Here is a 13,150-nt window from a genome sequence, read left to right as displayed (position 1 = left end):
TAAAGCGTGACTCCTGAAGAACTAACGAAACGGATTATTGCTGCGCTTACTGTGGTGGCAAAAGAAAACAGTCTTGACCTCAATGAGGTAGATTTGGGTGCGAAAGTCAAGGTGGAACGCCCCAAATCCCGTGAACACGGGGATTGGGCCACTAATATTGCGATGCAACTGGCCAAGACAGCAGGGGTGAAACCCCGTGATTTGGCGGAAATGTTTGTGAAAGCCATCAGTGGAATCGAAGGCGTGGAATCGGCAGAGGTCGCTGGACCCGGATTCATCAATATCCGCCTGGAAGCCGGGGCTGCGGGAGCTCTAGTGGCCGATATTTTGGCGGCGGGCGACAACTTCGGCCAGAACCAATCCTTCCAAGGCCAGCACATCAACCTGGAATATGTTTCCGCAAATCCGACCGGCCCTATCCACTTGGGTGGAGCCAGATGGGCAGCGGTGGGTGATTCCCTGGCGCGCCTCATGAAATCGAGCGGAGCTAAAGTGACCCGGGAATATTACTTTAACGACCACGGCACCCAGATAGACCGTTTCGCGGCCTCTCTGCTGGCCGCAGCGCGCGGCCTGCCCGCCCCCGAGGACGGCTACGGCGGGCAGTATATTGCCGATATCGCCGCCCAGGTGCAAACCCAAGCCCAGCAAGCCGGCGACCCGGATCCCGCTACTCTGCCCGATGCGGCGGCACAGGAGTACTTCCGGGCACATGGCGTGACCCTCATGTTCAGCGAAATCAAGGCAGCGCTCGCAAAATTCCGCACTGAATTTGACGTGTTTTTCCACGAAAACTCGCTCTATGAAACCGGCAAAGTAGAGGCCGCCATTGAGTTCTTGGATGGCTTGGGTGAAATTGCCCACAAAGACGGCGCGACCTGGCTGTTAACCACTAAACACGGGGACGACAAAGACCGGGTGCTGATTAAATCCGACGGCAACGCGGCCTACTTCGCGGCCGATATTGCCTATTACCGGGACAAGCGCGAACGCGGCGCAGATTGCGCGATATACCTGCTGGGAGCAGACCACCACGGCTATATTGGGCGCATGATGGCGATGTGTGCGGCCTTCGGCGACACCCCGGGGGTGAACCTGCAAATTCTAATCGGTCAGCTGGTGAACCTGTATCGCAGTGGCCAACTGGTGAAAATGAGCAAACGTGCCGGCAACATCGTCACCCTGGATGACTTCGTAGAGGCGGTTGGTGTGGATGCGGCGCGTTACTCGCTGGTGCGCTCCTCGATGGATACCCAGTTGGATATTGACCTTGACGTGTTGGCTTCACATACTAACGAAAATCCCGTGTATTACGTGCAGTATGCACATGCTCGCACCTGTAATGTTGCGAAAAACGCGGCAGCTCATGGGGTGTCACGAGGTGCTGGCTTTGATCCTGGGCAGTTGCGCGCCGCAGCGGACGGAGAACTAATTGGAGTCCTAGCACAATTCCCTACTACCGTAGCACAGGCGGCCACGGAGCGTGCTCCGCACCTGGTGGCGCGGTATTTGGAAAACCTGGCCGGGGCGTATCACGCCTGGTACGGCAAACGTCGAGTCACCCCGGCAGGAGACGACCCGGTTACGGCCGAACATGCGGCTTTATTGGCACTAAACGACGCGGTCACAGTAGTGTTGAGGAATGGATTGAACCTGTTGGGGGTTTCCGCTCCCGAACGGATGTAAACCCCGACCCCGTCAGATAGTCCTGACCAGGAGGCATTGTGAGTCAAGATTCTTTAGCCCCCGAAGACCCGGCGTGGCTCGCTCCCGGCGACCCGGGTTTGCAAGCCTTGGCCGCCCCGGAACCTAGCGAGCGGCCTGATATGTGGCCGGCTGGTTTAAACCGCGCGGCCTCCGGCGAACTGCGTATACATGGGCAAAACCTGGTTGCGCTGTTGGCGCAACAGCATGGACGCACCCCGGTGTTCATCATGGATATGGACGATTTCCGGAAGCGAGCGCGAGCCTGGCGCGAGGCCTTCACAAAGACTTTCGGGAAGGGCAACGCCCAGGTGTACTATGCCGGCAAAGCCTTCCTGTGCCTGGGGTTGGCGCGTGTTGCCACAGCGCAAGGACTGGGGCTGGACACGGCTTCTTCTGGTGAGTTGACACTGGCTTTGGCTAGTGGGATTGACCCGTTGCGGGTCGGCCTGCACGGCAACGGAAAGTCTGCGGCTTTGTTACACCAGGCGGTCAGCGCCGGAATCGGGCGGATTATTATTGATTCCCTGGCCGAAATCCCCCGACTGCAAAGAGTTTTGGATGCGCTGCCTCAGGCCGCGACGGTGCCGGTGATGATTCGCTTGACCACCGGGGTTCACGCCGGGGGGCATGAATATATCGCCACCGCGCATGAAGACCAAAAATTCGGGCTGTCCTTGGAGCCGGGTACCCACGCTGGATTGTGCCCGGATGACTCGGATTGGGACGGTCGCTATGCGGTTTCACCGGCGGACTCGCCGGCGCTAGCAGCGGTGAAACTCATCTTGGCTGATGACCGGTTAGAACTGGTGGGTTTGCATTCCCATATCGGTTCGCAGATTAGCGCCTTTGCGGGTTTCACGGCGGCTGCGCAGAAAATTATCGAGTTTCGCGGCGCGGTAGCGCGCGAAACGGGCTATTTAGTGCCGGAAATCGATCTTGGAGGGGGATACGGGGTGGCCTACACAGCGGCGACACCACCCGGGATGGCACCTCATGAAATCGCCGAAAAACTGTACCGAGCGGTACAAGACGCGTGCGAGCAACACGACCAGCCGCTCCCCGCAGTCTCGGTGGAGCCCGGAAGATCGCTGGTAGCGCCCACTACCATCACTTTGTATCGCGTGCTCAACATAAAAGATCAACCCGTGGGAACCCGCCTGGACGGCAGCGTTGTGTATCGCCGCTATGTCGCGGTGGATGGGGGAATGAGTGACAATATTCGCCCTGCGCTCTATGACGCGCACTACACGGCGACCCTGGCAAACCGGCTTAGTGCCGCGCCGCTGGTGGCTACGCGCGTGGTGGGGACACATTGCGAATCGGGGGATATTGTGGTGCGAAACGTGGCTTTACCGGCGGATTTGACGGAAGGCGACCTGCTGGCAGTGCCGATGACGGGAGCCTATGGTTGGTCGATGAGTTCGAATTACAACTGGTTTACCCGCCCCGGAGTGTTAGGGGTGTGGCAAGTTTCCGGCGACGATACGGATTCGGCTTCACGAGGTGCCATCCCGGAAACGAAAGAAACTTGGCGGGCGGACTGGCTAATTTCTGGGGAAAACGCCGAAGAAATGCTGGCGCACCACGACCCGGCGTTTAGGAAATATTTATGGACTCACCCCGTGATACCTTAGGGTGAGAGCCGATACGGAAGGGCAAATATGAGCGAAAAAACCGTAAAGATAGGGTTACTGGGAGCTGGAACTGTTGGTTTGCAGGTGGCGCGAATCCTGAGGGAACAAAACCGGGAACTTAGCGCGCGTGCCGGAGCAAAACTAGTGTTGTCCGGGGTGGCGGTGCGCGATACCGGTAAGGTGCGCCCGGGAATAGACTCGGCGCTGCTTACCAGCGATATTGACCGGGTAATCGATAATGCGGATTTAGTTATCGAGCTGATGGGCGGTTTGGAACCGGCACGTACCGCGATGCTTAGAGCCCTGCAGCACGGCAAAACCGTGGTGACTGGGAACAAGGCCGTGCTGGCAACGCATGGGCCGGAACTGAATGTTGCGGCCGACACCCACGACGCGAGCTTGTACTTTGAGGCGGCAGTGGCCGGGGCAGTGCCGGTGGTGTATGGTTTGCGCGAATCCCTGGCAGGAGACCGCATCAACCAGGTATTGGGGATTGTAAACGGCACCACGAACTATATTCTTGACCAGATGAGCACTCAAGGCTGGTCCTATGAACAGGCCTTGGCTAAGGCTCAGGAGCTCGGCTTCGCCGAAGCCGAGCCGAGCGCCGATGTGGAAGGACACGACGCGGCTGCGAAATGCGCGATTTTGGCCTCATTGGCCTATCACACTCGGGTGTCTATCAGTGATGTTCCCACCAAGGGGATTACCGAGATTACCCCCGCCGATATCGCCCAAGCACGCGAGGCCGGATATGTGGTGAAGCTGTTGGCCAAAGCCGAACGAGTGATGGTAAACGGGCAAGAACAGATTGCTTTGGGGGTGGAACCAACCCTGGTGCCACAAACACATCCCTTGGCGGGAATTAACGGGCCGTACAACGCGATTGTGCTGGAAACCGAGTTTGCGGGGCGACTGATGTTTTACGGGGCGGGAGCTGGCGGGGCACCTACTGCCTCTGCGGTGCTTTCCGATGTGGTGGCCGGGGCGGGGCATATTGCGAACGGGGGGCACGCTCCCCGCGAATCGACCTATGCGGCCTTGCCAATCAGCGACCCGGGGTTGGTACAAACCAGGCTGCAGCTGCGCCTGGAGGTATCACAGCAAATCGGAGCGCTCTCCCAAGTGCTCCAGGCTTGCCTTGACCAAGGGGTTTCGGTGGCTTCCGTGCGTCAGCCTTTGGTTGAATCGGGGGCTGACCAGGCCACTTTGTTTATTTCCACGCATTCGGCCAGCCGCCAGCAGCTCGACGCGATTTTGGCGGTTTTGGCCAAATCCCCCTTGGTGCATAGAATCGCATCGGTGCTGTCAGTTGAACAGTAGCCCTAGCCGTAAGAGAGAATAAGGAGTGATTCACCCATGGCTAATGTGTGGAGCGGCCTGATTGAGGAATACCGGAACCGTCTTCCCCTGGAACCAGGCGACCCCGTAGTTACCTTGTTCGAGGGAAACACCCCTTTGGTGCGAGCATCGCGACTCGAAGAGCGGGTGGCGCTGGCCAGTGAAGCGGTGGGCGTGGACGCTAGTGGCACCAGGATTTACGTGAAATTTGAGGGTGCCAATCCCACTGGGTCGTTTAAAGACCGGGGGATGACCATGGCGATGACCAAGGTGAAGGCGGCTGGAACCCAGATGGTGGCTTGTGCTTCTACTGGAAACACTTCCGCTTCCGCTGCCGCCTACGCGGTGGCGGCCGGGGTAGAATGCGCCGTGGTTCTTCCGGCCGGCAAGATTGCGCTGGGGAAACTGGCACAAGCGGTGATGCACGGGGCGAGACTGGTGGCCGTGGATGGGAACTTTGATGACTGTTTGCGTATCACCCGAGAGCTGACCGAAAAATACCCGGTTGCATTGGTGAACTCGATTAACCCCTATCGGCTGCAGGGACAAAAAACCGCCGCCTTCGAGATTTGTGATGCTTTAGGGGATGCCCCGGATATTCACGTGTTGCCGGTGGGTAATGCTGGTAATATCAGCGCCTACTGGATGGGGTACAACGAATACTTTGGACATAAAGTGGCTTCTTCCATCGAGGACTCTGCCATGAGGCTCAAACCGCAAAGCACCAAGGTGCCCCGCATGTGGGGTATCCAAGCCGAAGGGGCGGCTCCTTTCGTGGCCGGAAAACCCGTTGAGAACCCCGAAACTGTGGCCACCGCCATTCGCATCGGCAACCCGGCTTCTTGGGATTATGCGGTGGCGGCTCGCGATGATTCCCAGGGACTGATAACGGCCGTATCGGATGCGGCCATTATGGAAGCCCAAGCGATTTTGGCCGCTGAGGTGGGGGTGTTTTGCGAGCCCGCTTCAGCAGCGAGCGTCGCGGGGTTGCTGGCCTTGGCAGCAGAGGGTAAAGTGCCCGCCGGCGCTGAAATCGTGTGTACACTCACGGGTAACGGGCTTAAAGACACCGCCACCGCCATGGAAAATCGAGGGAATATCGCCCCCCAGGTGATTGCCCCGGAGTTGAGTGCAGCCGTTACCGCTTTGGGGTTGTAAGTCCAGATAGAACCGAGGGAAAGACCGAACAGCCATGAGGATAGTACGCGATCAGGTTACTGTCTGTGTTCCAGCTTCATCAGCTAATCTAGGTCCGGGTTTTGACGCTATAGGCTTGGCTCTTGAAATACGTGACGAAATTACGGTGCGTGCCATCACCGGTGCTACCCGAGTCAGCGTGGAAGGCGAAGGGGCTGGGCGAGTCATGAAGGATGAAGACAATCTGGTGGTACAGTCGCTACGCCTGGGCTTGGAAACCGTGGGGGCGCCGCAAATCGGTATAGAGATGCATTGCTTGAATCGGATTCCTCACGGGCGGGGTCTGGGGTCATCCTCGGCGGCGATAGTTTCCGGGTTGGCGGCCGCCAGTGCGCTGGTGGAACCGGGAGCGCTGCCCGCCGATAAAATCTTTCAACTGGCCACCAAGCTAGAAGGACACCCCGATAATGCTGCTCCCGCTGTTTACGGGGGTGCCGTGGTGGGATGGATTGAACCTGCCAATCCGCGTGACCCGCAACAAGCCGGGGAATCCCGGGCTTTTGCGCTGCCCTTTCCGATTCATTCCGAAGTGAAAGTCACGGTGTTGATTCCCGACTTTCAGCTGGCCACTTCGAAGGCACGCGGACTGTTGCCTGAATTTGTTCCGCACCGGGACGCGGTGTTCACCGCCGGTAGGGCGGCCTTGCTGCCTTTGGCGTTAAGCGCGCATCCGGAACTGCTGTTTTACGCTACCCAAGACCGGTTGCACCAAGAATACCGTCGCGAAGGGATGCCAGCCAGCCTGGAACTGGTGGATTATTTACGGGCGCAAAATTATCCGGCCGCAGTTTCCGGTGCCGGTCCCACGGTTATCGTGTTCTCGCATCTGCCGGTGGCGTTACGCCAGGGTCTGGAACATAAAGGTTGGAGGGTGTTATCCCCGGCGGTGGCTGGAACCGGGATTATCACCTCATGAACCCGCCACCAAGCGGACGAAAACCGCACCGAGAGAAAAGTATTTAGGTGTATTGTTGCAAAATCCGGCTTACCGCGTGCAGATATCCGCCCCCAAACAGTGCTAAATGCAAGGTCATCATATACAGCTGGTGCAAGGACAGGCGTTCTTTCCACCCGGGGCTCAACGGCGAGACACTTTGATAACCAGCATAGATTTCGTTGATATACGGCGTGGAAAACACTTCGCATTCCGCTAAATCGGTTTCGGCGTGACCCCCGTACGCGCTGGGGTCAATCAGGACAATGCCGGGGCGTGTCCAACACAGATTCCCCGCCCACAAATCCCCGTGTAGCCTGGCGGCGGGGGTTTTCACGAGTTGCGGTTGCGGAGAATCAAACTCTCCGGTTTGTAACACGTGGTACAGTTTCTCGAATCGTGCCATTAGCTTCGGGGGTAAATCACCATGTTTTGCGGCGGCCTCGGCCACCGGTTGCAGGCGTTGCGCGCTTAACCAGGTTCCGAAAGACTGATATGGAAAGTCCTTTCCAGCGGGAACCACGCTCATGGGCATCAGTCCTTTAAAGGCCTGCTCGCTGTCCCACGTGGGGGGAGCTGCCCCCCATCCGGGTGCCCCGGCGGCGTGGGTGGCAGCTAAGGCGGCTCCGAATTCATGAGCGGCTTTCGGGGATTGAAAGCCGTCTTCCAAGAACTCCAGGTGTAATCCGGCGTGGTCGTGGCGCAACACTTTTACGATACGTGCTCCATTTGCCTGATCCAGCCACTCTAAGCTGGCGGCTTCATAGGCCAGAGCCTGGGGAGTGCCTTGTTTAAGAAATTCAGCTTTTGACATGTTTTTAAGCATAGCTGCCCGATGCGTTTTACTTTGGAACCTAAAAACTAGTATCATCGTTATTAGGAAGGTTCTTACCTCCAGGTTCGCGGAATTGTGCCGAACCGAAGCTGCCTGATTCATTTTTCGGAATCAGTGCGCCCCGAGTCTTCACCCGGGGAAGTTGTATTCTATCTCCTCCTAAGATAAGGAAACTGGTGAACGATAATCAATCATTTGCTGCAATGAAACTGGGCGAACTGCGCGAGTTGGCAAAGTCGCTGGGAATAAGGGGAATCTCGCAGGCGCGCAAACCCCAACTTATTGAGGCTATCCAAGAAAACCAGATGGCTCAAGGTTTCGGTTCGAAGCAGGCCGAGGCTGGTTCCCCCCAAGAATCGGAATCGGCACCGGCCGGTGTCAAGGATAACTTAGAGCAGCTCTCGAAAGAAAGCGGAAAAAGGGACGCTAAGGAAAACCTCAAGGAAAGTGGAAAGGAAGACTCGCCGGAAACGCTGCCTACTCGGGGACGTACTCGGCGGCGTGCCTCGGCACCAGCGGGGGAACCCGAGCATGAATCTGAGGTGAAGCTTGATGTTAAAGCAGCGCTGGAACATGATTTGGGGGCGGCTCCGAGTAAAAAAGAGTCGCTTGATGCCAGCATGGAAGAATTGGAAAGTATCCCGGTTTTGGAAGCGGTAGCTAATGAGGCCAGTGCTAAGAGGGAGTTTAACCAGGAACGCTCCGAGCGTTTTGAGCGACGCAACCGCAACCAGGAACGTGGCCGTAACCGCAATCGTAACCGCAATCGGGGTCGCGAGCGGGATGAAAACGATAATGGTAGTTCTTCTAGTGGCGGCGAGGAACTGAGTCCGGAAGAAATGCTGCCTATTGCAGGTATCTTGGATATAAAGGAAAACCACGCTTTTGTGCGCACTTCGGGATATCTGCCTGGATCCAATGATGTTTACGTTACTTTGGGGCAGGTACGTCGCTGGGGACTGCGTCCCGGGGATGCCATTGTGGGAGCGATTCGTAAACCTCGCGAGGGCGAAGTACAGCGTGTGAAACACAATGCGTTGGTGCACCTGGAGTCTGTCAATGGGTTGACGGTTGAAGAAGCACAGGGGCGGGTGCAGTTCGAGAAACTTACTCCCTTGTATCCAGATGAGCAACTGCGTTTAGAGACCAATGCTAAGGCGGTAACCTCGCGGGTGATTGACCTGGTGGCTCCAATCGGTAAAGGACAGCGAGGTTTGATTGTCTCGCCTCCGAAAGCCGGTAAAACCATTATTTTGCAACAGATTGCGAATGCGATCTCCATTAATAATCCGGAAGTCCACATCATGGTGGTTTTGGTTGATGAGCGTCCCGAAGAAGTCACCGATATGCAACGCACTGTAAAGGGTGAAGTTATTGCTTCGACTTTCGACCGACCCGCTAATGAACATACGACCGTGGCGGAACTGGCGATTGAACGTGCTAAACGCCTGGTGGAACTGGGTGGGGATGTAGTGGTTTTGCTCGATTCCATCACTAGATTGGGGCGGGCTTATAATCTGGCGGCTCCCGCTTCCGGACGGATTCTTTCCGGTGGGGTGGATGCCTCGGCGCTGTATCCGCCCAAGCGTTTCTTTGGGGCGGCGCGTAATGTGGAAAATGGTGGGTCGCTGACGATTTTGGCCACTGCCCTGGTTGAAACCGGTTCCAAGATGGACGAGGTAATCTTCGAGGAATTCAAGGGCACGGGCAATATGGAATTGCGTCTGTCTCGGGAGCTGTCTGAAAAGCGCATCTATCCGGCGGTGGATGTCAATGCTTCGGGCACTCGCCATGAAGAGGTACTGTTGACTAAAGAAGAACTGGCTATTATGTGGCGCTTGCGTCGTTTGATGGCCGGACTGGAAACCCAGGCGGCCACCGAACTGGTGTTGAAGAAGCTAAAGGACACCCAGTCTAATGCCGAGTTTTTGATGGTGGTGGCCAAGACCACCCCGGCCGAGTAAGACACCGCTGGTTTAGTTTAGGAATAATTTGGCGCGGCTCTTTTTCAGAGCCGCGCCAAACATTTCTGCACTCTGATTGACACCGGTCCACCCTTTAAGTTAAGCCCAGCTGTTACAGATGTTACTCGTGATGTTGTAGATAAAATTGGGGAAATTATTAACTTAAGTTAACTTTGGTGCCAAATGTGTTTAATGGTGTTAGAGTTAAGGAAGTTGACTCTCGGGGAGGATATCTTGATTTGTGAAACTCTAGGAACCGGAACATCGCTCAAAACGTGGCAGAAACGCCTCATGGTCGGCGCGGTTCTCGCTGCGTTTAGCTGGTGTGGAGTGGCTTTACCCCCAGCCACTGCCGCTCCGGAAAGCAAATCGGATAAGATTGCTAAACTTGAAAGCCAGATTGCGCAAAACCGTGTCAAAGCTGAAAAGGCTGCCTTGGCTGTAGACCAGACTGCCGCTGCCTATGCCCAAGCCTTTGATGAGCTGCAAGCCGCTGAAACTAGCGCTAAAGCAGCCATAAGCAAAGCCAAGGAAGCCGCTCTAGCCGCCGAGTCAGCTAAAGCCAAACTGGGGTTGCTGGCGGTGGCGAAGTATCGGCAAGAACATCACAATTTGGCTGATTTCGAAACTATTACCGAAACCGATGCCTTCCACACCCAGGCGCTCAAGCAGGAAGTTAATAACATCTTAGGTGCCAAGGCTGATGCTCAGGTACAGAGCCTTACCGCCTTGAAAAATGTGGCGGAGGTTTTGCAAGAAAAAGCCAATCAAGCCGTGCAAGGCAAAAAACTGGCCGCTAAGAACCTGGAAGAAACAGAGAAAAAAGCCCGAGCTCGCGCCCAGGAAGCGGTGAAAGACCTCGAAAGGGCTTCGGCGCAACGTGAACAGATTATCGCTGAGCTGGCGCGTGCCCGAGAAATTAGCCTCGCTCAGGAACGTGAGCGTCAAGCCAAAGCTGAAGCGGCTAGACAAGCCGCCTTAGCCGCCGCTGCCGAAAAGAAACGCCAAGAGGAAGCAGCTCGGGCGGCTCGCGAGGCCGAACGCAAGAAGGCTCAAGAATTACGCGAAGCGCAAATCCGTGCCCAACGCCAAGCTGAGGCGGCTCGCAAGGCTCAGGAAGCCGCTGCGGCGAAGGCTCGCGCTGATGCCCAAGAACGAATCCGGGCACAGCAGGCGGCGCAACTTGCCCAAGACCGTGCTGTTAGCGCCGCTAAACAAGCCGAAGAAATCGAAAAGAAGCCCGCGAGTATTGCCCCCAGTGCCGCTGCTTCTCAGGGAGTCGGTTCCGCCTTGTTGAGCTGGGCGTATGGCAAAGTGGGCCTGCCCTACATTTGGGGTGGCAGCGGCCCGAATGGCTATGATTGCTCCGGCTTGATATATGCCGGAATGAGAGACCTCGGTTTTTCGATAGCGCGCGTCGCTTCGGGGCAATACTCCAGCTTGGCGAATATCTCTTATGCGGAGCGCCAGCCGGGGGATTTAATCTTTTTCTCTTCGGATGGAACCGCCGCCGGGGTCTATCACGTCGGGATTTACGCCGGTGATGGCAAATTACTCCACGCCCCCAGACCGGGGCAAACAATTACGGTAGTGCCGCTTTACAGCGTGAATAAAATCATGCCTTATGTAGCGCGACTCTGAATTGTTATAGGCTTATTTCATGACTGACGCGATTGCTCCCTACATTTCGGCAACCGGTCGAAGCAAGGAGCTGTGGAACCACGACGCTGGCGGGGCTCTGGGTGAAATTCAACTCGTATTGAAAGACTGTCTGGGGGACGACGACTATACCGATACCTTGCTGGTGGTGGCACTTTCCGGCGGCCCGGATTCGCTGGCTTTGGCGGCGGGTTTGTTGCGGGCAGCGACGCGGCGGGTTCCAGCGGGTAATCTGGTGGCGTTAACGGTAGATCATGAGTGGCGTGCCGAATCGGCAAGCGAGGCCGCTGCGGCGGCTAAGTGTGCTCGGGATTTGGGCTATGCTCAAGCGAAAGTGCTTCGCGCTCAGATTCCGGAGACCGGCGCAGGACCCGAGGGGAGCGCCCGGGAAATGCGATGGCGCCTCATGACGCGAGCAGCACTGAGTATCGCGCGCGAACGCAAGCTAAAGAGCATCCATTTCTTCACGGGACACACCCTGGATGACCAGGCCGAAACCGTGTTGTTACGGCTGGGGCGCGGTGCCTCCCTGTTGGCGCTGTCAGCGATGTGGCCAGTTGACATGCTGGATTCCACCAGCGGATTACCTCGGCGTGAAGAACCCCCGGAGAACTCTGTCAAAAACGACGAGGATGTCCTGGTGTGGATTTCGCGCCCACTATTGGGGGTGCGCCGGGAGACTACCCACGAGGCGTGTCGCCAAGCCGGGCTTATTCCTGCCCACGACCCCACCAATGAACTGGAATCTGAGGCTAAAACCGCAGCGGGCGAGGCTTTGCCGCGTGTGGCGATACGTCAACGCGTTTTACCGGAATTACGGCGAGCTTTGGGACAAGACCCTGCTCCCGCGCTGGCACGTTTAGCCGAGCAAGCCTATAGCGACGAGATGTATCTGCAAGTAGAAGCCGCTGAGGTATTAGATAAAGTCTTTATGGACGAGGCTACGTGGGATGTGGGACAACCTTTGAGACTCGATTTTTCGGGAATAGGAAAAGCAAGAATCGTGCCGCGCCCAATCCTGCGTCGCGTAATGTATCGGGCTGGACGCTGGGCGGGAATGCGAGCGGGGGATGTTACCATGGAGCATCTCGAATCCGTGACAGATTTAGTGCATGATTGGCACGGGCAAGGGCCGCTGGATTTGCCCGGAGTTCAAGTGTCTAGGGAGAACGGCCAGATTGTGTTTAGAAAGACTGGTAATTAGTCCCTTGAAAACGGTCTAGAATCAAGTAGTAAATTTAGAAAGGAACCTGATGGATGCCAATGACATGGGCAGTGACCTCCAAAAGATTTTGCTGACCGAAGCACAAATTCAAAACCGCCTAGCACAGATGGCGGCTGTAATCGACCAAGACTATGTTGGCCATGAAATCCTCTTGGTGGGGGTGCTGCGTGGCGCGGTTATGGTGATGGCTGATTTAGCCCGCAAACTCCACACCCCGGTAGCGATGGACTGGATGGCGGTTTCCTCGTACGGTTCCGGGACTAAGTCTTCGGGGGTGGTGCGGATTTTGAAGGATTTGGACACTGACATCAAAGACCGCCACGTTTTGATAGTCGAAGACATTATCGATTCGGGTTTGACACTGTCATGGCTAGAGTCTAACTTGCGGGGTCGCGGTTGCGCTTCGCTTAACATTGCGGCTTTGTTGCGCAAACCTGACGCAGCCAAGACCACCATTAGTCCGCGTTATGTAGGTTTCGATATTCCCAACGAGTTCGTGGTGGGCTACGGTCTGGACTATGCGGAAAAATACCGCAATCTGCCATTTGTAGGACTTTTAGCCCCCCACGTCTACGAGTAGCTCTAGTTGTCTCGAGACAGAGGTGTCAACTTAGGGTTATTTTCATCCCGGCGGACTTGATAGGCTTAGGGGGT

Annotated in this window: 10 protein-coding genes; 9 read left to right on the top strand and 1 reads right to left on the bottom strand. The window is 56.4% G+C overall.

What is annotated here, in order from left to right:
- The first annotated feature begins 6 nt into the window (after nucleotides 1–6).
- From argS to thrB, 5 genes are read left to right on the top strand one after another with little or no spacing between them, the layout of a single operon-like run.
- Entirely contained in the window at nucleotides 7–1,686 is a 1,680-nt protein-coding gene (argS, locus tag HMPREF0577_RS07470; RefSeq protein WP_004013199.1) for an arginine--tRNA ligase, read from the top strand.
- A 38-nt stretch (nucleotides 1,687–1,724) separates the two neighbouring features.
- The gene (locus tag HMPREF0577_RS07465) at nucleotides 1,725–3,341 is read left to right on the top strand and encodes a diaminopimelate decarboxylase family protein (RefSeq protein WP_004013198.1); all 1,617 of its coding nucleotides are present in this window, start codon (nucleotides 1,725–1,727) and stop codon (nucleotides 3,339–3,341) included.
- 27 nt (nucleotides 3,342–3,368) lie between these two features.
- Nucleotides 3,369–4,664 (top strand): homoserine dehydrogenase, encoded by a 1,296-nt coding sequence (locus tag HMPREF0577_RS07460; protein ID WP_004013197.1) that lies wholly within the window; start codon nucleotides 3,369–3,371, stop codon nucleotides 4,662–4,664.
- Nucleotides 4,665–4,700: 36 nt separating this feature from the next.
- Nucleotides 4,701–5,840 (top strand): threonine synthase, encoded by a 1,140-nt coding sequence (gene thrC, locus HMPREF0577_RS07455; protein ID WP_004013196.1) that lies wholly within the window; start codon nucleotides 4,701–4,703, stop codon nucleotides 5,838–5,840.
- A gap of 34 nt (nucleotides 5,841–5,874) precedes the next feature.
- Nucleotides 5,875–6,795 (top strand): homoserine kinase, encoded by a 921-nt coding sequence (gene thrB / locus HMPREF0577_RS07450; RefSeq protein ID WP_004013195.1) that lies wholly within the window; start codon nucleotides 5,875–5,877, stop codon nucleotides 6,793–6,795.
- A gap of 43 nt (nucleotides 6,796–6,838) precedes the next feature.
- Here thrB and HMPREF0577_RS07445 read toward each other — a convergent pair whose 3' ends face one another.
- Nucleotides 6,839–7,750 (bottom strand): fructosamine kinase family protein, encoded by a 912-nt coding sequence (locus tag HMPREF0577_RS07445; protein ID WP_004013194.1) that lies wholly within the window; start codon nucleotides 7,748–7,750, stop codon nucleotides 6,839–6,841.
- 74 nt (nucleotides 7,751–7,824) lie between these two features.
- Between HMPREF0577_RS07445 and rho the strand changes: the two genes are divergently transcribed.
- The 4 genes from rho to hpt all read left to right on the top strand — a co-directional run bounded on the left by rho (nucleotide 7,825) and on the right by hpt (nucleotide 13,076).
- On the top strand, nucleotides 7,825–9,612 hold the full coding sequence (gene rho, locus HMPREF0577_RS07440; protein WP_004013193.1) for a transcription termination factor Rho: 1,788 nt from the start codon (nucleotides 7,825–7,827) through the stop codon (nucleotides 9,610–9,612).
- Nucleotides 9,613–9,846: 234 nt separating this feature from the next.
- A complete protein-coding gene (locus tag HMPREF0577_RS07435) occupies nucleotides 9,847–11,253 on the top strand; it encodes a C40 family peptidase (protein ID WP_244854443.1) in 1,407 nt (468 codons plus the stop codon).
- Between the two features lie 19 nt (nucleotides 11,254–11,272).
- The gene (gene tilS / locus HMPREF0577_RS07430; protein WP_004013191.1) at nucleotides 11,273–12,475 is read left to right on the top strand and encodes a tRNA lysidine(34) synthetase TilS; all 1,203 of its coding nucleotides are present in this window, start codon (nucleotides 11,273–11,275) and stop codon (nucleotides 12,473–12,475) included.
- A gap of 49 nt (nucleotides 12,476–12,524) precedes the next feature.
- Nucleotides 12,525–13,076, top strand: coding sequence for a hypoxanthine phosphoribosyltransferase (hpt, locus tag HMPREF0577_RS07425; RefSeq protein ID WP_004013190.1), 552 nt, complete (start codon nucleotides 12,525–12,527; stop codon nucleotides 13,074–13,076).
- Nucleotides 13,077–13,150: the final 74 nt, after the last annotated feature.

It is taken from the genome of Mobiluncus mulieris ATCC 35243 (genome assembly GCF_000160615.1).
Lineage (GTDB): Bacteria > Actinomycetota > Actinomycetes > Actinomycetales > Actinomycetaceae > Mobiluncus > Mobiluncus mulieris.
This window is presented reverse-complemented; position numbering and strand designations above follow the sequence as displayed.